Below are 22,840 nucleotides of genomic sequence, written 5' to 3'. Positions count from 1 at the left end.
CAACAAAGCCCGGAAATCCGGCATTTAAAGCTACTGCGCTTTAAAGGCCGGATTGTACCGGGCCTTGGCAAAAACATCAGCCTCGCGACTAAACCTCGCTGAGGCTTTCCCGCGCCTCGTAAGCCAGGCGGACCGGGGCGAACGAGCGCCGATGGATCGGCGTCGGGCCCAGGCGCGCCAGGGCTTCCAGATGAACGGGCGTCGGGTAGCCTTTATGGCCTCCGATACCGTAGCCGGGGTAGATCAATTCGAAAGCAGCCATTTCACGGTCACGGCTGACCTTGGCCAGGATCGACGCGGCGGCGATGGCCGGCACCTTGCTATCACCCTTGACCACGGCTTCTGATGGCATCGTCAATTTAGGGCAACGGTTGCCATCGATCATCGCCATTTTCGGGGTGATGTGCAGGCCTTCCACCGCGCGCTGCATGGCCAGCATGGTCGCATGGAGGATGTTCAACTCGTCGATCTCTTCGACTTCGGCACGGGCGATATGCCAGCTCAGCGCTTTTTCGCAAATCTCGTCGTAGAGTTTTTCACGCCGCGCCTCGGTGAGTTTTTTCGAGTCGTTGAGGCCGAGAATCGGGCGGTTCGGGTCGAGAATCACCGCCGCCGTCACCACGGCGCCACACAGCGGGCCACGCCCTACTTCGTCGACACCGGCGACCAGCGCGTGAGCTTCGGCGACCAGGCTGAAGTCCAGGCCCATTTGCGTTGTCATAAAGCGTCCTGTTGTTGGCCGATCAAGGTCAATACGGCGTCGGCCGCCTGGTTCGACGCGTCACGGCGTAAAGTGCGGTGGATATCGTCAAAACCACGGGTCTGCTCTTCACCGCCGTCGATCAAGGGCAGTAGCGTTTGCGCCAGCGCTTCAGGCGTTGCATCGTCCTGCAACAACTCCGGCACCAGCAGGCGCTGGGCCAGCAGGTTGGGCAAGGAGATGTAAGGGCTTTTGACCATGCGCTTGAGAATCCAGAACGTCAGCGGCGCCAGACGATAGGCCACAACCATTGGGCGCTTGTACAGCAAGGCCTCCAGGGTCGCCGTGCCCGAGGCGATCAGCACCGCATCACAGGCTGCAAGGGCCAGGTGCGATTTGCCATCGAGCAAGGTCAACGGCAGATTGCGCCCTTCAAGCAGCGTCTCGATTTGTGCACGCCGTTGCGGGCTGGCACACGGCAAGACGAAACGAATACCAGGCTTCATGGATTGAAGACGTTCGGCCGCATCAAAAAACACGCTGGCCAGGCGCCCGACTTCGCCACCTCGACTGCCCGGCATCAGCGCTACGAGCGGGCCGTCGGGTAAACCCAGTTCGGCGCGCGCAGCAGCGCGATCCGCTTGCAACGGTATGGTGTCGGCCAGCGTGTGCCCGACAAACCGTACCGGCACGCCCTTTTCTTCGTAGAACCTGGCCTCGAATGGCAACAAGGTCAGCATCAAGTCGCAGCCTTCGCGGATCTTCAGCACGCGCTTCTGGCGCCACGCCCACACGGACGGGCTGACGTAATGCACGGTCTTGATACCGGCCTGACGCAACTTGAGTTCGATGTTGAGGGTGAAGTCCGGCGCGTCGATTCCGATAAATACGTCGGGCTTTTCTTCGATCAGTGTCTGAATCAGTAGCTTACGCCGCGCCAACAGCTCACGCAGACGGCCCAATACTTCCACCAGCCCCATGACCGAGAGGCGCTCCATGGGAAAGTAAGAAGTCAGACCTTCAGCCTGCATGAGTGGGCCACCCACGCCAATAAACTCCACCGCAGGATGCTGGGCCTTAAGGGCCCGCATCAGGCCTGCGCCGAGAATATCGCCGGAAGCTTCACCGGCCACCAGCGCGATACGCAGATTGGCCATGATCAGCGGGTGATGCCGCGGGTCGATGCCTGGATAGAGTCGCGGAACACCGCAACTTCCGGGAACAACGCTGCCGGCTCGGTCAGTTCGGTCAGGGCCTGTTCGACCGTCAACCCTTGGCGGTAAACCACCTTGTAGGCACGGCGCAGCGCGTGAATAGCGTCTTCGCTGAAACCGCGACGGCGCATGCCTTCGAAGTTCATGCTGCGGGCTTCGGCAGGGTTGCCGAAGACCGTGACGAATGCCGGAACGTCCTTGCCGATCGCCGTACCCATGCCGGAAAAGCTGTGGGCGCCGATGTGGCAATACTGATGCACCAGGGTGAAACCGGACAGGATCGCCCAATCGTCAACGTGCACGTGGCCAGCCAGTGCCGTGTTGTTGACCAGGATGCAATGGTTGCCGATCACACTGTCATGGCCGATGTGCGCATAGGCCATGATCAGGTTGTGGTCACCCAAGGTGGTTTCGGCACGATCCTGCACAGTGCCACGGTGAATGGTCACGCCTTCACGGATGATGTTGTGATCACCGATTACCAGGCGTGTTTCTTCACCCTTGTACTTCATGTCCGGGGTGTCTTCGCCTACCGAGGAAAACTGGTAGATGCGATTGTGTTTGCCAATGCGGGTCGGACCTTTGAGGATCACGTGTGGCCCGATGACAGTCCCCTCGCCGATTTCAACACCTGCGCCGACGATCGACCAAGGGCCGACCTCAACGTCGGCGGCCAGAACGGCCGACGGATCGATGATTGCGCGAGGGTCAATCAAACTCATAGTTTGCGTTCCGCGCAGATGATCTCAGCGGAGCACACCGGCTTGCCGTCCACCGAGGCCTGGCACTCGAACTTCCAGATCTGGCGTTTGCAACTGATGAACTTGGCTTCCAGGATCAACTGGTCACCCGGGGTGACCGGGTTACGGAAGCGCAGCTTGTCGGAGCCCACGAAATAGTAAAGCGTGCCATCGGCAGGCTTGAGGTCGAGCATTTTGAAACCAAGGATACCGGCAGCCTGGGCCATCGCTTCGATGATCAACACGCCCGGCATGATTGGATGCGCAGGAAAGTGACCATTGAAGAACGGTTCGTTGATGCTGACATTCTTGTAGGCACGAATGCGCTTTTCCTCGACATTGAGGTCCACTACACGATCCACCAGCAGGAACGGGTAACGGTGGGGCAGGTATTCGCGAATCTCGTTGATGTCCATCATTTCGGGGGGAAGCCTGTAATAAAGATTGGGGGCGGGCGGACTAAACGCACGCCCCGCTAGCAAATCAAGGAGGCAGTCTAGCGGCTGTGCACACTTGATATGGAAATGGTATCAGCCTTCTGATGAAGCATTACCGCCAGGGGTCACGTCCCCAACACGCTTTTCCAGCTGCTTGAGGCGGCGAGCCATGTCGTCAAGTTGCCTCAAGCGCGCTGCACTCTTGCGCCATTCAGCCGCAGGCTGCATGGCCGTACCGGAAGAGTAGGCGCCCGGCTCGGTAATCGAGTGGGTCACCATGGTCATGCCGGTAATGAAGACGTTGTCGCAAATATCGATATGCCCCACCAGCCCAACGCCACCGGCGAGCATGCAATGCTTGCCGATCTTGGTGCTGCCGGAAATCCCGACGCATGCTGCCATGGCGGTGTGATCGCCAATCTGCACGTTGTGGGCGATCTGGATCTGGTTATCGAGCTTCACGCCGTTACCTATCACGGTATCGGCCAAGGCCCCACGGTCGACTGCGGTGTTGACGCCGATTTCGACGTCATCGCCGATCAGTACGCCGCCGACCTGGGCAATCTTGTGCCAGACACCTTTGGAGTTGGCAAAACCAAACCCTTCACCACCGATCACGGCACCCGACTGAATCACCACCCGCTCACCAATACGCACGTCGTGGTAAAGCGTCACGCGAGGGGCCAGCCAGCCATTGGCGCCAATTTCACAGCGCGCGCCGATAAAGCAATGAGCGCCCACCGTGACACCCGCAGCAATACGTGCACCGCTCTCAATCACTGCAAACGCGCCAATACTGGCTGCAGGATCGACCTGGGCATCGTCAGCGATCACCGCTGAAGGATGAACACCGACAGCAGCTTTAGGCTTTGGATCGAACAGGTGCGACGCCCGGGCATACGCCAGGTAAGGGTCGGCCACCACCAGCGCATCCCCGGCAAACCCTTCGGCGTCAGCGGCCTTCAGCAACACGGCTGCGGCTTGGCTGTCGACCAGGTATTTACGGTATTGGGGATTTGCGAGGAAGCTCAACTGAGCTGGGCCAGCCTCCTGCAAGGTGGCTAGCCCAGTGATTTCTTTCTCCTTGGTGCCACGCAAGGTGGCCCCAAGGAACTCGGCCAACTCGCCGAGTTTGATAGTCGCGGTCATGGCTTACTTCAGCTGGTTCATGCGCTCGATCACCTGACGGGTGATGTCGTATTGAGGCTTGACGTCAATCACGGCGCCGCGCTCGAACACCAGGTCAAAGGCACCTTTCTTGATGACTTCTTCCACAGCGCTGTCGAGTTTCGGCTTGAGCTGCTTGAGCATTTCACGGTCAGCAACGGCTTTGGCTTCGTTCAGTTCCTTGGACTGGAACTGGTAGTCGCGGGCCTTTTGCTTGAACTCAAGCTCCAGACGCTCACGCTCGCCTTGCTGCATCTTGTCACCACCGGCTACCAGACGATCCTGGATGCCTTTGGCGCTGCTTTCCAGAGTCTTCAGCTTGGTCAGTTGCGGACCGAACTTCTTCTCGGCATCCACGGCATAACGCTTGGCGGCGTCGGATTCCAGCAGAGCCATCTGATAGTTCAGAACGGCGATTTTCATTTCGGCGAAGGCCGGTGTGGTTACCAGCACAGTGGCCAGCAGAACCAATTGAGTCAACTTACGCACGATGTACTCCTACAGAATCCGTTGTCGTTATCTTGGGTCAGACGCTTAGAACGTCTGGCCGAGGGAGAATTGGAAAATCTGGGTTTCAGCGTTATCCGGTTTCTTGATCGGCATGGCCAGAGCAAAGCTCAATGGGCCAAGCGCGGTCACCCAAGTGACACCCACACCTACGGAGCTGGCGAGGTTGCTCAGGCTGATATCGTTACACTCAGTCTGCGACTTCACGCCACTCGGGTTGGTGATCTGCTGGCACTTGGAGTCGAACACGTTACCCACGTCCCAGAACAGCGAGGTCCGCAACGAACGCTGATCCTTGACGAACGGCAGCGGGAACAGAAGCTCCGCACCACCCTGGATCAGCACGTTACCACCGAATGCCAGAGGGTCATTGTTGGAGTCAACGGTAGTGCCTTGGTTACCGGTTACCGCTTGACCACGGCTCGGGGTACCACGTGGGCCCAGGGTACTGTCCTTGAAGCCACGGACCGAGTTGAAACCGCCCGCATAGTAGTTCTCGTAGAACGGCAACCCACTGGTCGAACCATAACCATCGCCATACCCCAGCTCAGTGTGCAGGCGCATGGTGTAGTTATCGCTCAGCGGCTGGAACAACTGGCCACGGTAGTCGAGCTTGAAGAACGACAGGTCGCTGCCCGGCGTGGTGGCTTCTGCAGTCAGGCTTTGCGAATGACCACGGGTTGCCAGCACACCTTTGTTCAGGGTGGATTCCGACCAACCGACCGAAGCCTTGAAGTTCAGGAACTGATCACCTTCTCGGCGCACGAAGTCGAAGATCTCATCCGTGGTGTACACACCCGTCTTGATCTTGTCCTGCTGCGCGGTAAAGCCGAAGGTCAAGCGCGAAGTCTCGCTGATCGGGTAACCGATATTGACACCGGCACCGAGGCTGTCGATCGCATAGCTTGCAACGTCAACGTTGAGGTCTTTGTAGTCGGTGGTGCGGTAGAAGGCGTTGTAGCCCAGGCTCACACCGTCAGCTGTCCAGTAGGGGTCGACATAACCGAAGTTATAGCGGCTCTGGTATTCGCTTCGGGTCAGGCCGATGGAGACCTTGTTACCGGTACCAAGGAAGTTGTTCTGGGTAATCGAACCACCGAGGATAAGGCCGGCACTCTGTGCGAAACCGACGCTGGCGGTGATCGAACCCGACGCTTGCTCTTCTACGGCGTAGTTCACGTCAACCTGGTCATCCACACCCGGTACGGCCGGGGTTTCGACGTTGACTTCCTTGAAGAAGCCCAGGCGCTCAAGACGGGTCTTGGACTGGTCGATCAGGTAAGTCGACGCCCAGCCACCTTCCATCTGACGCATTTCACGACGCAGCACTTCGTCCGCAGACTTGGTGTTGCCACGGAAGTTGATGCGGTTCACGTAGGCACGTTTGCCCGGGTCGACAACGAAGGTGATGTCCACTGTGTGGTCTTCATCGTGCGGGGTAGGCACGCCGTTGACGTTGGCGAAGGTGTAGCCTTCGTTACCCAGACGTCGGGTGATCAGCTCGGAGGTGGTGGTCATCAGCTTGCGCGAGAACACCTGATCTTTCTGCACCAGCAACAGGGACTTGACCTGGTCTTCAGGGACTTTCAGGTCGCCGCTGAGCTTCACGTCACGAACGGTGTACTTCTCGCCTTCGTTGACGTTGACAGTAATGTAGACGTGTTTTTTATCCGGGGTGATGGAGACCTGGGTCGAAGCGATATCCATGTTGATATAGCCACGGTCCAGGTAGTAGGAACGCAGACGCTCCAGGTCACCGGACAGTTTTTCACGGGCGTACTTGTCATCGTTCTTGAAGAACGACAACCAGTTGGTGGTCTTGAGCTCGAACAGGTCGATCAGGTCGTCATCGGCGAACTTGGTGTTGCCGACCACGTTGATGTGCTGGATCGCCGCCACGGTGCCTTCGTTGATGTTGACCTTGAGGCCGACACGGTTACGAGGCTGCGGGATCACTTCAGTTTCCACGGTCGCAGAGTAGCGGCCCTGGGCAACGTACTGGCGTTGCAGTTCGTTACGCACACCCTCAAGGGTGGCGCGCTGGAAGATCTCGCCCTCGGCCAGGCCGGATTGCTTGAGGCCCTTCATCAAGTCTTCAGTAGAGATCGCCTTGTTACCCTCGATCTGGATACTGGCGACGGAAGGTCGCTCAACGACAGTGATGACCAGGACGTTGCCTTCGCGACCCAGTTGGATATCTTGAAAGAACCCGGTTTTGAACAGCGCACGAGTGGATTCCACCAGGCGACGATCATCCGCCTGTTCCCCGACGTTCAACGGCAAGGCACCAAAGACGCTACCGGCGGAAACCCGCTGGAGGCCGTTGACGCGAATATCGGAGATAGTGAAGGACTCGGCGTGAACTTCGGCGATCATCAATACGGTGAGAACCGCAGTTAGCAGCAGACGTTTCATGAAGTCCTTTCTTATTCCAACTGGCAATAAACAAACTGCCGCAAAATGCGGCAGATTCGCAATTCAGCGAAGCGTTACAGTCGTCCCAGATCGTTGACCAGAGCTAACAACATCACCCCGACCACCAAACTGATACCGATCTGTATCCCCCAACCCTGCACCCGATCCGACAAGGGGCGACCACGCACCCACTCGACCAGATAAAACAACAGATGCCCCCCATCCAGTACTGGAATGGGCAGCAAATTCAGAACTCCAAGGCTAATACTCAGATAAGCCAGGAAATTCAGGAAATCCGCGACACCCGACTGGGCAGAAGCGCCCGCCACTTTAGCAATGGTTATCGGCCCACTCAAGTTTTTTACCGAGAGCTCGCCGAACAACATCTTCTTGAGCGATTCGAGGGTCAGCACACTCATGGTCCAAGTGCGCTTTGCACCCTCGCCAATCGCGGCCAACGGCCCGAAGCTGACCTCCCGCACCATCGAGGGCGGCCACTCGACACCTTTCACCCCAGCACCCAGGTAACCCCCGGCCGCCTTGGCTTCCCCGCGAACCGACAAGGTTACAGGGACGTCGATTTGAGCACCATCGCGCTCAACTTTCAGCACAATTTTGGTATCAGGCCGTACACGCACCAGGTCGACCACCTGTTGCCAGTCGCCCAGTGCCTGGCCATCAAGCGCCAGCAAGCGATCGCCGGTTTTCAGACCTGCGGCCTGGGCCGGGCCTTTCGAATCGAGCTCGGCAAGCACCGGCGGCAACGCTGGACGCCATGGGCGAATCCCCAGGGACTTGATCGGATCAGGCTCATCCGCACCCTTGAGCCAGTGGTCGAGCGCCAATTCACGCGGCGTTTCGGTGGTGGAGTCCTGATCGCGCACCACCACATTGATGGTGCCGCTTTCACCCATGCGGCGCACCAATTGCAAATTGACAGCACCCCAGCCAGTGGTCGGTTCGCCATCAATGGAAACAATTTCCTGCCCAGCGACCAGACCAGCCTTGGCCGCCATGCTGCCCGCCTCGACCGCCCCAATCACCGGGCGGACCTGTTGGCTGCCCAACATGGCCAAGACCCAGAAGAACACCATCGCCAACAGGAAGTTGGCGATCGGGCCGGCGGCAACAATAGCGATGCGCTGACGAACGGTCTTGCGATTGAAGGACTGGTCCACTTGATCTGCCGGCACTTCACCTTCGCGCTCGTCGAGCATCTTGACGTAGCCGCCAAGCGGAATCGCGGCAATCACAAACTCGGTGCCACGACGGTCGTGCCAACGCAACAACGGCATGCCGAAACCGACGGAAAAGCGCAATACCTTGACGCCGCAACGACGCGCCACCCAAAAGTGGCCGAATTCGTGGAAGGTAACCAGCACACCCAGAGCAACCAGGGTGCCGACAATCATGTAGAGCGCACTCATCTAATTTCTCCGCATTCCAATCCAGTACCTGAAGGCTAAAACCTGCCCCACAGACTAACGCACGTTGCGGTTCAACCATGCTCCGGCCAGGGTACGGGCCTTTGCATCGGCCTCGAACACTGCCCCCAAATCATTCACAGCCACGACAGGCTCAAGACTCAATACGTCTTCGATGATACTCGCGATCTGCGGAAAACGGATGCGCTGCTCGAGAAACGCTGCCACAGCCACTTCGTTGGCCGCATTGAGCATGGCCGGTGCGCTGTTACCCGCCTCGGCCGCTTGCCGGGCCAGACGCAGGCACGGGAAGCGTTGCTCATCCGGCGCCTCGAAGTCCAGGCGAGCAATGGCGAACAAATCCAACGGTGCAACGCCGGAGTCAATCCGCTCCGGCCAAGCCAACGCGTTGGCAATCGGCGTACGCATGTCAGGATTACCCAACTGCGCCAACACCGAACCGTCGACGTAGTCGACCAGGGAATGAATCACACTTTGCGGATGAATCACCACCTCGACCTGATCAGGCCGCGCATCGAACAACCAGCACGCCTCGATCAACTCCAGGCCCTTGTTCATCATGCTCGCCGAATCCACGGAGATTTTGCGCCCCATGGACCAGTTCGGGTGCGCGCAGGCCTGGTCAGGCGAGACATGTTCAAGATCAGCCAGCGGAGTTTGACGGAACGGACCACCAGAAGCCGTAAGGAGAATCCGTCGAACGCCAACCTGGCTCAAGCCGCGGGCGAAATCACCGGGCATGCACTGAAAGATCGCGTTGTGCTCACTGTCGAGCGGCAGCAACACCGCGCCGCTCTTGCGTACCGCCTGCATAAAGAGTGTGCCGGACATGACCAGCGCCTCTTTATTGGCCAGCAAAATCTTTTTGCCAGCATCTACCGCCGCCAGTGTCGGACGCAAACCCGCCGCCCCGACAATGGCTGCCACGACGGTATCCACCTCGGCATCGGACGACACCTGGCACAAGCCCTCCTCGCCCACCAAGACTTGCGTGGCAAGGCCAGCGGCCCGCAGATCATCCTGCAAGCCGCGAGCAGCCGTTGCTTCAGGCACTACCGCGAAACGTGGCGCGTGGCGCACACACAGGGCCAGCAACTCGCTCAACCGCGTAAAGCCGGTCAGGGCAAACACTTGATAGCGGTCAGGGTGGCGCGCGATCACATCCAGCGTACTCAGCCCGACCGACCCGGTCGCGCCCAGCACGGTCACCTGCTGCAGGCGGCTCACGAAGCCGTCATCCACAACAGCACGGCAAAAATCGGAATCGCAGCGGTGAGGCTGTCGATTCGGTCCAGCACGCCGCCATGGCCTGGCAGCAGGTTGCTGCTGTCCTTGATCCCGGCCTGCCGCTTGAACATGCTTTCAGTAAGGTCACCGACCACCGAAATAAACACCACGATTGCCGTCCCCAACAACGCCAGCAGGATTTCGCTCAGCGACCAGTCGCGCACAACACCGACCACCAGCGTGATCAGCAACGTCAGCGCCAGGCCGCCATAAACGCCCTCCCAGCTCTTGCCCGGGCTGACGGCAGGTGCCAGCTTGCGCTTGCCGAAGGCACGGCCGGAGAAATAGGCACCAATATCGGCACCCCACACCAACACCATCACGGCCATGATCAACCAGTTACCCATCGGCGAATTCTTGATTTCCACCAAGCCTTGCCAGGCCGGCAGCAGGATCAACAAGCCAATAACCAGTTTACTGGCAACACTGGACCACTGAGCACTGGTGCGCGGATACGTGAGCACCAGGAAGGTCGCGAGCGCCCACCACAGCACCGCAGCCCCTAAAACCCAAGGCACGACGGTACTCGACAAGGTATGCATCAGGAACAGCAGCAGCGCCACAACCGCGGCGTATACCACACGCGGCAATTGGCCGTTGAAGCCTGCCAGGCGCGCCCACTCCCAGGCACCCAAGGTCACCACCAGGCCGATAAACAGCGCAAAGCTGGATCCGTCGAGCAGGAAAAAACCGCACAGGGCAATCGGCAGCAGGATCAGTGCCGTGATGATTCGTTGTTTAAGCATTAAACCCGGGCTCCAGCTTCGATCTGCTCGCTCGTTTTACCGAAGCGACGCTGACGGGAAGCGAAATCGGCCAGCGCATTACGCATGGCATCGTGTTTGAAGTCCGGCCAGAACAGGTCGGAGAAGTACAGCTCGGTGTAGGCCAGCTGCCACAGCAGGAAATTGCTGATGCGGTGCTCGCCGCCGGTACGGATGCACAAATCTGGCAACGGCAGGTCGCCGGTTACCAGGCAGGTTTGCAACAGTTCGGGCGTAATGTCGTCGGGCCGCAAATGCCCGGCCTGGACTTCGCGAGCAAGGCGCTGTGCAGCCTGGGCGATATCCCACTGACCACCGTAGTTGGCTGCAATTTGCAACACAAAGCGGTCGCTGCCTGCGGTGATGGCCTCGGCTTCGCGCATGGCCGCTTGCAGTTCCGGGTGGAACCGCGAGCGATCACCAATGATACGCAGGCTGATGTTGTTGTCGTTGAGACGCTTGGCCTCACGACGCAAGGCTTTGAAGAACAGGTCCATCAAGGCGCTGACTTCTTCGGCCGGCCGTTGCCAGTTCTCACTGGAGAACGCAAACAGAGTCAACACTTCGACCTTGGCCTCAGCGCACACCTCAATCACGGCGCGCACTGCATCGACACCCGCTTTATGCCCGGCAACACCCGGCATAAAGCGTTTTTTCGCCCAGCGATTATTCCCATCCATGATGATCGCGACATGGCGCGGCACCGCGGAGGGCACAGTCTGCTTGGTCTTTTCCATGAAGGCGTCCTGACCCTTATACGGCCATCAAGTCCGCTTCTTTTTGCTTGGTGGCCGCATCGATATCAGCTTCAGCCTTGTCGGTCAGCTTCTGGATGTCAGCCGCCGCACGGCGCTCTTCGTCTTCGCTGATTTCCTTGTCCTTGACCAGCTTCTTCAGCTCGCCCAGGGCATCGCGACGGATGTTGCGCACAGCAACACGTGCATCTTCCGCTGCGCTGCGCGCCTGCTTGGTGAAGCCCTTGCGGGTTTCTTCAGTCAGAGCTGGCATGGAGATCAGCAGCAACTCGCCCAGGTTGGTCGGGTTGAGGTTCAGGCCGGCGCTCTGAATCGCCTTGTCGACCGCCGCGAGCATGTTGCGCTCAAAGGCTACGACTTGCAGGGTGCGCGAGTCTTTTACGGTGATATTGGCCACTTGGGTGATGGAGGTGTCCGTGCCGTAGTACGGCACCATCACGCTACCCAGGATGCTAGGGTGCGCCTTGCCGGTACGAATCTGGCCAAATGCGTGGCTCAGAGAGTCCAGGGATTTCTGCATACGCGCTTGGGCGTCTTTCTTGATTTCGTTGATCATTGTTGGCCTTCCTCGATCAGAGTCCCTTCCGCGCCGCCGTGTACGATATTCAGCAGGGCACCGGGCTTGTTCATGTTAAATACGCGCAGCGGCATCTTGTGGTCGCGGCACAGGCAAATAGCCGTCAGGTCCATCACGCCCAGCTTGCGATCCAGTACTTCATCGTAGGTCAGATGATCGAACTTCTCGGCATGCGGGTCTTTGAATGGGTCTGCGGTGTATACACCGTCCACCTTGGTGGCTTTGAGCACTACGTCAGCATCGATTTCGATGGCGCGCAGGCAAGCAGCCGAATCCGTGGTGAAAAATGGGTTGCCGGTACCGGCAGCGAAGATCACCACTTCTTTGGCGTTGAGGTGGCGCATGGCTTTGCGGCGATCATAGTGATCGGTCACGCCGACCATGGAAATAGCCGACATCACGATTGCCGAGATATTGGCACGCTCCAAAGCGTCACGCATGGCCAGGGCGTTCATCACAGTGGCCAGCATCCCCATGTGGTCGCCGGTCACCCGATCCATACCCGCAGCACTCAGTGCCGCGCCGCGGAACAGGTTACCACCGCCGATCACCAGGCCGACCTGGACACCGATACCAACCAGTTGGCCGACTTCCAGTGCCATGCGGTCGAGCACCTTGGGATCGATCCCGAACTCTTCCGAGCCCATCAGGGCCTCGCCGCTAAGCTTGAGTAGAATGCGTTTATAGCGAGCCTGATAACCACTGCCCTGCTGAGCCATTGCGAATCTCTCCTGCGGCGTATTTTTTAAAAATTCTTTGCGAGCCGTTTACGGCTTGCGTTCACTCTAGCTGGACGCTATCACAGCGCCATCGGAACACGGCTTTGTAAGCCAGTTCCGAAAGGAAACCAAATAAAATTGGCCTTCCCATTTGAAAAGAGGCTGCGCGCGTGAGCGGGCAGCCTCTTTCGGGCGACAGTTGAAAACTGTCTTATTGCTTGGCGGCAGCCAGCTGGGCAGCAACTTCTTCAGCGAAGTTGTCGACCGGCTTCTCGATGCCTTCGCCTACTTTGTAGTAAGTGAAGGAAACGATTTCAGCACCGGCTTTCTTGGCCAGTTCGCCAACCTTGATTTCAGGGTTCTTGACGAACGCCTGCTCAACCAGGCTCGCTTCAGCCAGGAACTTGCTGATACGGCCTTTGATCATGTTTTCAACGATGTTTTCCGGCTTGCCGGCGATCTTGTCAGCGTTGAGGCTCAGGAACACGGCTTTTTCGCGTTCGATTGCGTCAGCGGAGACTTCCGATGGCAGCAGGAATTCAGGGTTGCTGGCCGCTACGTGCATAGCGATGTCTTTAGCCAGTTCAACGTCGCCGCCTTTCAGGGCAACCACAACGCCGATTTTGTTGCCGTGCAGGTAGCCACCAACCACATCACCTTCGATGCGAGCCAGGCGACGGATGTTGACGTTTTCGCCAACCTTGCCGACCAGTACCAGACGGTCAGCTTCTTGAGCTTCGATCAACGGCTCAACGGTGGTCAGCTTGTCGTCGAATGCTTTTTTGACGCTGGCAGCAACGAACGCCTTGAAGTCGTCCTGCAGAGCCAGGAAGTCGGTCTGCGAGTTCACTTCCAGCAGAACTGCGGCTTTACCGTCTTCAACCAGAGCGATAGCGCCTTCAGCAGCAACGTTGCCTGCTTTCTTGGCAGCCTTGATGGCGCCGGAAGCACGCATGTCATCAATGGCTTTTTCGATGTCGCCGCCGGCCTTGGTCAAGGCCTTTTTGCAATCCATCATGCCTTCGCCGGTACGCTCACGCAGTTCTTTAACCAACGCTGCAGTAATCTCTGCCATTTCAAAATCCTCTTGGATAGGTTTTCAACCATTCCACCCGATCAAACGGGCGATCAATTCTTCCCGAATCTCCGTTGTAGGCCGCTGCACGTTACAGAGCAATGATGCGCTGCCACAAGTGGGCGCCAACAAATGGTTTTCGAGGTGGCAAAAAGGGGGCCAAGCCCCCTTTTTGCTTACTGAGTCAACGCCAGGGCGTCAATTACTCAGCTGCGGCTACCGGAGCTTCTTCAACGAACTGCTCGGTACCACCAGCAACGTGGTTGCGGCCACGGATTACAGCGTCAGCCATCGAACCCATGTACAGCTGGATAGCGCGGATTGCGTCATCGTTGCCTGGGATGATGTAGTCAACGCCTTCCGGGCTGCTGTTGGTATCGACTACGCCGATAACCGGGATGCCCAGCTTGTTGGCTTCGGTGATCGCGATGCGCTCGTGATCAACGTCGATAACGAACAGTGCGTCAGGCAGACCGCCCATGTCCTTGATACCACCCAGGGAACGATCGAGCTTTTCCAGGTCGCGAGTGCGCATCAGCGCCTCTTTCTTGGTCAGCTTGGCGAAAGTACCGTCTTCGGCTTGCACTTCAAGGTCACGCAGACGCTTGATGGAAGCACGGATGGTTTTGAAGTTGGTCAGCATGCCGCCCAACCAGCGGTGATCGACGTACGGCGAACCGCAACGTGCTGCTTCTTCAGCAACGATCTTGCCAGCGGAACGCTTGGTGCCGACGAACAGAATCTTGTTTTTGCCCTGGGCCAGACGCTCTACGAAAGTCAGCGCTTCGTTGAACATTGGCAGGGTTTTTTCAAGGTTGATGATGTGGATCTTGTTACGCGCGCCGAAAATGTACTTACCCATTTTCGGGTTCCAGTAACGGGTCTGGTGACCGAAGTGCACACCGGCCTTCAGCATATCGCGCATGTTGACTTGGGACATGATAGTTCCTTAATAAGTCGGGTTTGGCCTCCACGTATCCCAATGACCAACCAGCGGCATTCGCCTCCGGCACCCAGGTCATCGTGTCGACACGTGTGTGGATTTAAGCTCTACGGGGCATCCCCGGAAAGCGGCGCATTTTATACCACATGAAGGACGAAAACGAAACCCGCAATCACATTTGCCGTCTTCGGCTTTTGCGCAAGCCTTTGAATAGAGCCAATATGCCCCCACCTTATAGAGAGAAGCGATCGTCAGACGCTCATGATTTGCCGCCCGCGTCTGTTAGAATCACGTTTTTTGGGGCTTGTGCGAATTCTGTAACCTTTTGTCGCACGCCCGTAAACCGTATTGATTTCAGCGCGTCGCGCTAGAGAGAACCTGTATGACCGTTACCTTGAAAACCGCCGAAGACATCGCAGGCATGCGCGTTGCTGGCAAACTGGCTGCCGACGTGCTGGAAATGATTGCCGAACACGTCAAGCCGGGCGTCACCACCGAGGCCCTGGACCGTATCTGCCACGACTATATAGTCGACGTGCAAAAAGCCATTCCTGCCCCGCTCAACTACAAGGGCTTCCCCAAGTCGATCTGCACGTCGATCAACCACGTGGTCTGCCATGGTATTCCGGGCGATAAACCGTTGAAGGACGGCGACACCCTGAACATCGACGTCACCGTGATCAAAGATGGCTATCACGGCGACACCAGCCGCATGTTCCACGTTGGTACCGTGCCAGTCTGGGCCGAACGCCTGTCCCAGGTCACCCAGGAATGCATGTACAAGGCTATCGAGATCGTAAAACCCGGCTGCCGCCTGGGCGATATCGGTGAAGTGATCCAGAAGCACGCTGAAAAGAACGGTTTCTCGGTGGTCCGCGAATTCTGTGGCCATGGCATCGGTAAAGTGTTTCACGAAGAGCCGCAGATCCTGCACTACGGCCGCGCCGGCACCGGCATGGAACTGAAAGCGGGCATGACCTTCACCATCGAGCCGATGATCAACCAAGGCAAGGCTGACACCAAGGTGCTGGGCGACGGTTGGACCGCCATCACCAAGGACCGCAAGCTGTCGGCCCAGTGGGAACACACCCTGCTGGTCACCGACACCGGCTATGAGATCTTCACGTTGCGCGCAGACGATACGATCCCACGCGTTTCGGCTTAAAAATGTTGCCTCGGTTTTCCCCAGCAACCCTGTGACTGACTGAATAGATAGAAAGGAAAGCCGATCGATGCCCCAGGTGGATCCCGAACTCTTCGACCGCGGCCAGTTCCAGGCCGAACTGGCACTGAAGGCAAGCCCCATTGCCGCCTTCAAGAAGGCTATCCGCCAGGCCCGCGAGGTGCTCGACGAGCGCTTTCGCAGCGGCCGGGACATTCGTCGGCTGATCGAGGACCGCGCCTGGTTCGTCGACAACATCCTGCAAAAAGCCTGGGAACAGTTCAGCTGGAGTGAAGACGCCGATATCGCCCTGGTGGCGGTCGGCGGTTATGGCCGCGGCGAACTGCACCCCTACTCCGACATCGACCTGCTGATCCTGCTGGACAGCGCCGATCATGAGATCTTTCGCGATTCCATCGAGCGTTTTCTGACGTTGCTGTGGGACATTGGCCTGGAAGTCGGCCAAAGCGTGCGCTCGGTGGACGAATGCGCCGAAGAGGCTCGCGCCGACCTGACGGTTATCACCAACCTGATGGAAAGCCGCACCGTCGCGGGCCCAGAACGCCTGCGCCAGCGCATGCTGGAAGTCACCAGTACCGCGCACATGTGGCCGAGCAAGGACTTCTTCCTGGCCAAGCGTGCCGAACAGAAAGCCCGGCACCACAAATACAATGACACCGAATACAACCTGGAGCCCAACGTCAAAGGCTCGCCGGGCGGGCTGCGGGATATCCAGACGATCCTGTGGGTTGCCCGTCGCCAATACGGCACCCTGAACCTGCGCGCACTCGCCGGTGAGGGCTTCCTGGTAGAAAGCGAAAACGCACTGCTGGCGTCGTCCCAGGAGTTCCTGTGGAAGGTGCGCTACGCCCTGCACATGCTCGCCGGGCGTTCCGAAGACCGCTTGCTGTTCGACCATCAGCGCTCCATCGCCACCCTGCTGGGGTTTGAAGGCGAAGATGCAAAAACCAGCATCGAGAGCTTCATGCAGCAGTATTACCGGGTGGTCATGAGCATTGCCCAGCTCAGCGACCTGATTATCCAGCACTTCGAAGAGGTGATCCTGGCCCCCGAAGACGAAGCACCGCCGCAGCCGATCAACTCACGCTTCCAGTTGCACGACGGCTATATCGAGGCGCGCAACGACAACGTGTTCCATCGCACGCCGTTCGCCATGCTGGAAATCTTCGTGCTGATGGCCCAGCAGCCGGAAATCAAAGGCGTCCGTGCCGATACCATCCGCCTGCTGCGGGAAAACCGGCACCTGATCGACGACGACTTTCGCAACGACATTCGCAACACCAGCCTGTTTATCGAGCTGTTCAAATGCAAGATCGGCATCCACCGCAACCTGCGGCGGATGAACCGTTACGGCATCCTCGGGCGGTACCTGCCGGAGTTCGGCTTTATCGTCGGGCAGATGCAGCACGACCTGTTCCACATCTACACCGTGGACGCTCACACCCTGAACTTGATCAAACACCTGCGTAAGTTGCAGTACACCCAGGTGTCGGAGAAATTCCCGCTGGCCAGTAAGCTTATGGCCAAGCTGCCCAAGCCCGAGCTGATTTACCTGGCGGGCCTGTACCACGACATCGGCAAAGGCCGTCATGGCGACCACTCGGAGATCGGCGCGGTCGATGCCGAGGCGTTCTGCCAGCGCCATCAACTGCCACTGTGGGACAGCCGCCTGATCGTATGGCTGGTGCAGAACCACTTGGTGATGTCGACGACCGCCCAACGCAAGGACTTGTCCGACCCGCAGGTGATCCACGATTTCGCCGGGATCGTCGGTGATGAAACCCGTCTCGACTATCTCTATGTGCTGACCGTCTCCGACATCAACGCCACCAACCCGACGCTGTGGAACTCCTGGCGCGCCAGCCTGCTGCGCCAGCTCTACACCGAGACCAAACGCGCGCTGCGCCGTGGCCTGGAAAACCCGGTGGACCGCGAAGAGCAGATCCGCCGCACGCAAAGCGCGGCCTTGGATATCCTCGTGCGCGGCGGCAACGATCCGGACGATGTCGAGCAGTTGTGGTCGCAACTGGGTGACGATTACTTCCTGCGTCATACCGCAGGCGACGTGGCCTGGCACAGTGATGCGATCCTGCAGCAGCCGGCCGATGGCGGGCCGCTGGTGCTGATCAAGGAAACCACCCAACGCGAATTCGAGGGCGGCACGCAGATCTTCATCTACGCGCCCGACCAGCACGACTTCTTCGCCGTGACGGTGGCCGCCATGGACCAGCTCAACTTGAACATCCACGACGCGCGGGTCATCACCTCAAGCAGCCAGTTCACCCTCGACACCTATATCGTGCTTGATACCGACGGCGACTCGATCGGCGACAACCCGGCACGGGTGAAAAAGATCCGCGAAGGCCTCACCGAAGCCCTGCGCAACCCGGACGACTACCCGACCATCATCCAGCGCCGAGTGCCGCGCCAGCTCAAGCACTTCGCCTTTGCGCCCCAGGTGACCATTTCCAACGACGCCCAGCGCCCCGTGACGGTGTTGGAACTCAGCGCACCGGATCGCCCAGGCTTGCTGGCGCGAATCGGCGGGATATTCCTGGAGTTCGACCTGTCGCTGCAAAACGCCAAGATTGCGACCCTCGGCGAGCGCGTGGAAGACGTGTTCTTCATTACCGATGCCGATAATCAGCCATTGTCCGACCCGGAGCTGTGCCTGCGTTTACAGGCAGCGATCGTGCAGCAATTGAGCGTGACCCAGGAACCCGGCGTCGAGCTGTCCAGACTGACGATATGAACACTCAATTTGACTGTATGGGCAGGCTTGGGTGACAGCGGGCCTGCGCGCGAATGCAGTGCTGCAGTCGACATCTACAGTGGCTGACATCGCGCTTTCGCGAGCAAGCGCGCTCCCACACTTGAATTGCTTTGCCTAACAGACCGCATGCTTCCAACCGAATTTGACGAGATTTGCGATGAACAACGCCCTGAACCAGCTGCAGCCCTACCCGTTCGAGAAACTGCGCGCCCTGCTCGGCAGCGTCACACCGAACCCGAGCAAGCGTCCGATCGCACTGTCCATCGGCGAGCCTAAGCACACATCCCCGGCATTCGTGGCCCAAGCGCTGAGCAGCAACCTCGACCAGATGGCGGTGTACCCGACCACCCTGGGCATCCCGGCGCTGCGCGAGGCTATCGGCGCCTGGTGTGAACGCCGCTTCAACGTGCCCAACGGCTGGCTGGACCCGGCGCGCAATATCCTGCCGGTCAACGGCACCCGCGAGGCGCTGTTTGCCTTCACTCAAACCGTGGTTAATCGCGGTGAAGATGCGCTGGTGGTGAGCCCGAATCCGTTCTACCAGATCTACGAAGGCGCGGCGTTCCTGGCCGGGGCCAAGCCGCACTACCTGCCGTGCCTTGACGCCAACGGTTTCAACCCGGATTTCGACGCGGTGTCACCGGACATCTGGAAACGTTGCCAGATCCTGTTCCTGTGCTCCCCGGGCAACCCGACCGGCGCACTGATCCCGGTAGACACCCTGAAAAAACTCATCGCCCTGGCCGACGAATACGACTTCGTGATCGCCGCCGACGAGTGCTACAGCGAACTGTACTTCGACGAACAAACCCCGCCGCCGGGCCTGCTGAGTGCCTGCGTCGAACTGGGCCGCCAGGACTTCAAGCGCTGCGTGGTGTTCCACAGCCTGTCCAAACGCTCCAACCTGCCGGGCCTGCGCTCCGGTTTTGTCGCCGGCGACGCCGATATCCTCAAGGCGTTCCTGCTGTACCGCACCTATCACGGCTGCGCGATGCCGGTGCAAACCCAGCTGGCAAGCATTGCCGCCTGGCAGGACGAAGCCCACGTGCAGGCCAACCGTGACCTCTACCGGGAAAAGTTCGACGCCGTGCTGGCGATTCTCAAGCCGGTCATGGATGTGCAAAACCCGGACGGCGGTTTCTACCTGTGGCCGAATATCGAAGGTGATGACGCCGCGTTCTGCCGGGACTTGTTCGTTGAAGAACACGTGACCGTCGTGCCGGGCTCGTACCTGTCGCGTGAAGTTGATGGTTTCAACCCAGGCGCAGGGCGTGTGCGCATGGCGCTGGTTGCACCACTGGCCGAATGCGTGGAAGCCGCCGAGCGGATTCGCGACTTTATCCAGCGCCGCGGTTGATCGAGGTGCCGCCTCCGCACCGCGGGGGCGGCCGTTACCGACTCATCCGGAAACCCAAATTCCGGAACAGAAATCCGTGAAAACCCCACCCAAGCTGATCTCACTTCAACGCTTCGGTGAACCCCCATGACGTTTCCAATCCCGGCCCATTACGCGCCTGCCTATGCTGTGCACGACGCGCCAGCCGACGCCGTCGAACCCCCACACCCCGCCCTCATCAGAAATAAACGCGGCGTAGCGGATCCCGCCAAAACATGGCCTCAACATTCAGTTTTGAACATTGCTTTGTTGAACATGACGCAAGAACAAAAGAAGTGGGTAAAGCACAACATTAATCAGTGGGCGCCCCACACCAATCTCTACTTCAAATTTGTTGATACCGCCAACGGCGACATCAGAATCATCGCGAACAATCACGCCAGTAGCGCATGGTCAAAGGTGGGCACCGATGCCAAAAAAGTAGCGCAGCCTACTCCCACAATGAGCATTGGCTTTAAGGGCTCGCCGGCCAACATCGCGGCCACGATCCAGCATGAGTTCGGGCATGCCCTGGGTTTGAAGCATGAACACCAGCACCCTGATCAACCATTGGCATTCAATGAACAACAGATTTATGAGGATTATGAGGCGCGGGGAAAATCCCCATGGCAAGCCGATCACAACATCCTTCAGAAACTTACGCACGATAAAGTAAGCGTCTCGCCCTACGATCAGAACTCCATCATGCACTACCGATTTCCCGCCTCATGGCTCAGCAACGGCAAACCTGTCCCGCCCAACAGACACCTGTCCGAGGGCGATAAGCGCTTCATGCAGTCACTCTACCCAGCGGATAATTCACTCTTCGGAAAACTGCTGAACACCTCGATCCGGGCGATGATCAACACCTGAGTTATTTAATACTGCCCAAGTTCGCTTCACTCATGTCCAGGTCCGCCAATACTTCTCGAAGTACATCATCACCAATCTGATGATGGCGACTCAGGCTGTACAACTCCAAGCGCTGCGCGCGCAGGGCCTTGAGCCGCAACTTGCGCTCCAACTGGTCCATCTGCTGCGCCAGCGCCTGGGCTTCGGCGGAGTCGTTGAACACCTCCAATTGATGGCGATATTCCGACATCAGCCGCGCCTTGAGCTCAGCGGCCAACGCCGCCTGGGCAGCGTCCTGGGTTTCGGTCTCTGCCGGCTCTTCAGCTTCAAGGGCATGGATTGCCGCCACGGCGGTCTTTTTCCACGCCTCACGCACCTCGTTATGACGCTTTTCGTCGGGGCTCTGTTCGATGCCGCGCAACAGCAACGGCAGGGCGATACAGGCGGCGATCAATGACAGCAGAATCACGCCGGCCGCGATGAAAATCAGCAGGTCACGCTCAGGAAAATCCTGCCCCGGCGCCAGCAGCAAAGGCACCGACATCACACCCGCCAGGGTCACCGCCCCACGCACACCACCGACGGTCAGCAGCCAGCAGGAACGGGCGGTCGGCACCAGGGTCAGTTCGCTTTTCCCACGTAATCGACGCAGCAGGCCTGACAGTCGCCAGATGCTCTGCACCCAGATAAAGCGCAGCACCACCAGCACCAGGAAGATCGCCACCACCTCCATGCAGCGATACAACAAGGCGGGCCACAGCGTCGGCTCATGGCTGACCACGGCCTTGATGATGTCGGGCAGTTGCAGGCCCAACAGCAGGAAGATCAGCCCGTTGAACGCAAACTCGAGCAGCGACCAGACACTGCGGTTGAGCAAACGTGTACTGGTCTGGCGTGGCAACAGGTCGAGCCAGCTTTGCATCATGCCCGCCGCCACCGCCGAGAGAATGCCCGAGGCCCCCAGGCGTTCAGCCAATACATAGGCGGCAAACGGCAGCAGCAACATGAACACCACGTGAGTGGCCGGGTCGTCCCAGCCCCGCGCGATCATCCATGTGCGCAGCCGGCCGACCAGCCAGCTCAGTGCCACGCCCACCGCCAGGCCACCCACGGCAACCAGCACGAAGGTCAGGCTGGCATCCGCCAGGGAGAACACGCCGGTCAATGCCGCCGCCAGGGCGAACTTGAAGGTCACCAGCCCCGAGGCATCGTTCATCAACGCTTCGCCCTGGAGCATGTGCATCAGCGGCTTGGGCAAACGATTTTGAGCAATGGCTGACACCGCCACAGAATCCGTCGGTGATAGAACCGCGGCGAGGGCGAAGGCCACCGGCAACGGGATCGCCGGCAAAATCCAATGAATGAAGTAGCCAGCGCCGACCACGGTGAACAGCACCAAGCCCACCGCCAACGTCAGAATCGGACCGCGTAATCGCCACAACTCGCGCTTGGGCATGCGCCAGCCATCGGAGAACAACAAGGGCGGCAAAAACAGAAACAGGAACAGTTCGGGGTCCAGCGCCACATGCAGCCCCAAGGTCGGCCAGGCCAACAAGGCACCCGCAGCGATCTGCACCAAGGGTAAAGGTAGAGGAATCACACGCCCGACAAGACGCGAAACGCTGACCAGCATCAACAGGATAAGAACGGTATAGGCGGTTTGCATAACGCGGGTTTCCCGGACAATCGACTTGCAACGACACACATCAGGCAACAACTGGCCGTTGAAGTGCCATATTACCCGGCTATGTTACTTGCCTATGCTGCGTGCTGGCTTTTGCACAAACGTCGCACGATGCTGACCAGCGGCACCCAAATGCGCCAGGCATGGCATAATCCGAGACCTTTCGTTTTCCATTGGCCCAAAGGGGGGCAATTCCTTGACCGCTTCAAGCAAAACGTTGCACCTTTT

General features: G+C 58.8%; 20 protein-coding genes. 4 read left to right on the top strand and 16 right to left on the bottom strand.

The features are described from left to right. Positions 1-88: 88 nt before the first annotated feature. From rnhB to rpsB, 15 genes are all read right to left on the bottom strand, one after another. Positions 89-721 (bottom strand): ribonuclease HII, encoded by a 633-nt coding sequence (rnhB, locus tag A7D21_RS15150; protein WP_053254746.1) that lies wholly within the window; start codon positions 719-721, stop codon positions 89-91. After that, positions 718-1,857: a lipid-A-disaccharide synthase gene (lpxB, locus tag A7D21_RS15145; protein WP_069552036.1), complete on the bottom strand. Its 1,140-nt coding sequence runs from the start codon at positions 1,855-1,857 to the stop codon at positions 718-720. The genes rnhB and lpxB overlap by 4 nt, the downstream gene beginning before the upstream one ends. A gap of 2 nt (positions 1,858-1,859) precedes the next feature. Continuing rightward, positions 1,860-2,636 (bottom strand): acyl-ACP--UDP-N-acetylglucosamine O-acyltransferase, encoded by a 777-nt coding sequence (gene lpxA, locus A7D21_RS15140; protein ID WP_053254744.1) that lies wholly within the window; start codon positions 2,634-2,636, stop codon positions 1,860-1,862. Beyond that, a complete protein-coding gene (fabZ, locus tag A7D21_RS15135; protein ID WP_003172281.1) occupies positions 2,633-3,073 on the bottom strand; it encodes a 3-hydroxyacyl-ACP dehydratase FabZ in 441 nt (146 codons plus the stop codon). The genes lpxA and fabZ overlap by 4 nt, the downstream gene beginning before the upstream one ends. A 111-nt stretch (positions 3,074-3,184) precedes the next feature. After that, the gene (gene lpxD / locus A7D21_RS15130) at positions 3,185-4,240 is read right to left on the bottom strand and encodes a UDP-3-O-(3-hydroxymyristoyl)glucosamine N-acyltransferase (RefSeq protein WP_069552035.1); all 1,056 of its coding nucleotides are present in this window, start codon (positions 4,238-4,240) and stop codon (positions 3,185-3,187) included. Positions 4,241-4,243: 3 nt separating this feature from the next. Beyond that, on the bottom strand, positions 4,244-4,747 hold the full coding sequence (locus tag A7D21_RS15125; RefSeq protein WP_003189173.1) for an OmpH family outer membrane protein: 504 nt from the start codon (positions 4,745-4,747) through the stop codon (positions 4,244-4,246). A 45-nt stretch (positions 4,748-4,792) separates the two neighbouring features. Beyond that, positions 4,793-7,180 (bottom strand): outer membrane protein assembly factor BamA, encoded by a 2,388-nt coding sequence (gene bamA, locus A7D21_RS15120; RefSeq protein ID WP_053254742.1) that lies wholly within the window; start codon positions 7,178-7,180, stop codon positions 4,793-4,795. Between the two features lie 74 nt (positions 7,181-7,254). Then, entirely contained in the window at positions 7,255-8,607 is a 1,353-nt protein-coding gene (rseP, locus tag A7D21_RS15115) for a sigma E protease regulator RseP (protein ID WP_069552034.1), read from the bottom strand. A 54-nt stretch (positions 8,608-8,661) separates the two neighbouring features. Beyond that, a complete protein-coding gene (gene ispC / locus A7D21_RS15110) occupies positions 8,662-9,852 on the bottom strand; it encodes a 1-deoxy-D-xylulose-5-phosphate reductoisomerase (protein ID WP_053254740.1) in 1,191 nt (396 codons plus the stop codon). Further along, positions 9,849-10,658 (bottom strand): phosphatidate cytidylyltransferase, encoded by an 810-nt coding sequence (locus A7D21_RS15105; RefSeq protein WP_053254739.1) that lies wholly within the window; start codon positions 10,656-10,658, stop codon positions 9,849-9,851. Before A7D21_RS15105 ends, ispC begins: the two co-directional genes overlap by 4 nt. Next, entirely contained in the window at positions 10,658-11,413 is a 756-nt protein-coding gene (gene uppS / locus A7D21_RS15100) for a polyprenyl diphosphate synthase (protein ID WP_053254738.1), read from the bottom strand. Before uppS ends, A7D21_RS15105 begins: the two co-directional genes overlap by 1 nt. A 16-nt stretch (positions 11,414-11,429) precedes the next feature. Continuing rightward, a complete protein-coding gene (frr, locus tag A7D21_RS15095; protein WP_069552033.1) occupies positions 11,430-11,987 on the bottom strand; it encodes a ribosome recycling factor in 558 nt (185 codons plus the stop codon). Next, positions 11,984-12,727 (bottom strand): UMP kinase, encoded by a 744-nt coding sequence (gene pyrH, locus A7D21_RS15090; RefSeq protein ID WP_003172271.1) that lies wholly within the window; start codon positions 12,725-12,727, stop codon positions 11,984-11,986. The genes frr and pyrH overlap by 4 nt, the downstream gene beginning before the upstream one ends. Before the next feature lie 211 nt (positions 12,728-12,938). Beyond that, positions 12,939-13,802, bottom strand: coding sequence for a translation elongation factor Ts (gene tsf / locus A7D21_RS15085; RefSeq protein ID WP_053254736.1), 864 nt, complete (start codon positions 13,800-13,802; stop codon positions 12,939-12,941). 202 nt (positions 13,803-14,004) lie between these two features. Then, on the bottom strand, positions 14,005-14,742 hold the full coding sequence (gene rpsB, locus A7D21_RS15080; protein WP_003219330.1) for a 30S ribosomal protein S2: 738 nt from the start codon (positions 14,740-14,742) through the stop codon (positions 14,005-14,007). A gap of 385 nt (positions 14,743-15,127) precedes the next feature. On the opposite strand from rpsB, the gene map reads away from it, so the two are divergent. The 4 genes from map to A7D21_RS15060 all read left to right on the top strand — a co-directional run bounded on the left by map (position 15,128) and on the right by A7D21_RS15060 (position 20,949). After that, positions 15,128-15,910 carry a type I methionyl aminopeptidase gene (gene map, locus A7D21_RS15075; RefSeq protein WP_053254735.1) on the top strand — a complete coding sequence of 261 codons (783 nt, stop codon included), beginning with the start codon at positions 15,128-15,130 and terminating at the stop codon, positions 15,908-15,910. 67 nt (positions 15,911-15,977) lie between these two features. Beyond that, the gene (locus A7D21_RS15070; RefSeq protein WP_069552032.1) at positions 15,978-18,680 is read left to right on the top strand and encodes a [protein-PII] uridylyltransferase; all 2,703 of its coding nucleotides are present in this window, start codon (positions 15,978-15,980) and stop codon (positions 18,678-18,680) included. 178 nt (positions 18,681-18,858) lie between these two features. Further along, entirely contained in the window at positions 18,859-20,058 is a 1,200-nt protein-coding gene (gene dapC / locus A7D21_RS15065; RefSeq protein WP_069552031.1) for a succinyldiaminopimelate transaminase, read from the top strand. Positions 20,059-20,184: 126 nt separating this feature from the next. Continuing rightward, entirely contained in the window at positions 20,185-20,949 is a 765-nt protein-coding gene (locus A7D21_RS15060; RefSeq protein ID WP_069552030.1) for a M12 family metallopeptidase, read from the top strand. Position 20,950: 1 nt separating this feature from the next. Here the strand turns inward: A7D21_RS15060 and A7D21_RS15055 are convergent, their stop codons facing one another. Next, positions 20,951-22,594: a Na+/H+ antiporter gene (locus tag A7D21_RS15055; protein ID WP_069552029.1), complete on the bottom strand. Its 1,644-nt coding sequence runs from the start codon at positions 22,592-22,594 to the stop codon at positions 20,951-20,953. Positions 22,595-22,840: the final 246 nt, after the last annotated feature.

The sequence above is a fragment of the Pseudomonas sp. AP19 genome (genome assembly GCF_001728855.1).
Taxonomy (GTDB): domain Bacteria; phylum Pseudomonadota; class Gammaproteobacteria; order Pseudomonadales; family Pseudomonadaceae; genus Aquipseudomonas; species Aquipseudomonas fluorescens.
This window is presented reverse-complemented; position numbering and strand designations above follow the sequence as displayed.

Bases quoted from the DNA above. Each gene is read 5' to 3' on its own strand.
- rnhB (WP_053254746.1), bottom strand. From the start codon at position 721: ATGACAACGCAAATGGGCCTGGACTTCAGCCTGGTCGCCGAAGCTCAC.
- lpxB (WP_069552036.1), bottom strand. From the start codon at position 1,857: ATGGCCAATCTGCGTATCGCGCTGGTGGCCGGTGAAGCTTCCGGCGAT.
- lpxA (WP_053254744.1), bottom strand. From the start codon at position 2,636: ATGAGTTTGATTGACCCTCGCGCAATCATCGATCCGTCGGCCGTTCTG.
- fabZ (WP_003172281.1), bottom strand. From the start codon at position 3,073: ATGATGGACATCAACGAGATTCGCGAATACCTGCCCCACCGTTACCCG.
- lpxD (WP_069552035.1), bottom strand. From the start codon at position 4,240: ATGACCGCGACTATCAAACTCGGCGAGTTGGCCGAGTTCCTTGGGGCC.
- bamA (WP_053254742.1), bottom strand. From the start codon at position 7,180: ATGAAACGTCTGCTGCTAACTGCGGTTCTCACCGTATTGATGATCGCC.
- rseP (WP_069552034.1), bottom strand. From the start codon at position 8,607: ATGAGTGCGCTCTACATGATTGTCGGCACCCTGGTTGCTCTGGGTGTG.
- A7D21_RS15105 (WP_053254739.1), bottom strand. From the start codon at position 10,658: ATGCTTAAACAACGAATCATCACGGCACTGATCCTGCTGCCGATTGCC.
- uppS (WP_053254738.1), bottom strand. From the start codon at position 11,413: ATGGAAAAGACCAAGCAGACTGTGCCCTCCGCGGTGCCGCGCCATGTC.
- frr (WP_069552033.1), bottom strand. From the start codon at position 11,987: ATGATCAACGAAATCAAGAAAGACGCCCAAGCGCGTATGCAGAAATCC.
- pyrH (WP_003172271.1), bottom strand. From the start codon at position 12,727: ATGGCTCAGCAGGGCAGTGGTTATCAGGCTCGCTATAAACGCATTCTA.
- tsf (WP_053254736.1), bottom strand. From the start codon at position 13,802: ATGGCAGAGATTACTGCAGCGTTGGTTAAAGAACTGCGTGAGCGTACC.
- rpsB (WP_003219330.1), bottom strand. From the start codon at position 14,742: ATGTCCCAAGTCAACATGCGCGATATGCTGAAGGCCGGTGTGCACTTC.
- map (WP_053254735.1), top strand. From the start codon at position 15,128: ATGACCGTTACCTTGAAAACCGCCGAAGACATCGCAGGCATGCGCGTT.
- A7D21_RS15070 (WP_069552032.1), top strand. From the start codon at position 15,978: ATGCCCCAGGTGGATCCCGAACTCTTCGACCGCGGCCAGTTCCAGGCC.
- dapC (WP_069552031.1), top strand. From the start codon at position 18,859: ATGAACAACGCCCTGAACCAGCTGCAGCCCTACCCGTTCGAGAAACTG.
- A7D21_RS15060 (WP_069552030.1), top strand. From the start codon at position 20,185: ATGACGTTTCCAATCCCGGCCCATTACGCGCCTGCCTATGCTGTGCAC.
- A7D21_RS15055 (WP_069552029.1), bottom strand. From the start codon at position 22,594: ATGCAAACCGCCTATACCGTTCTTATCCTGTTGATGCTGGTCAGCGTT.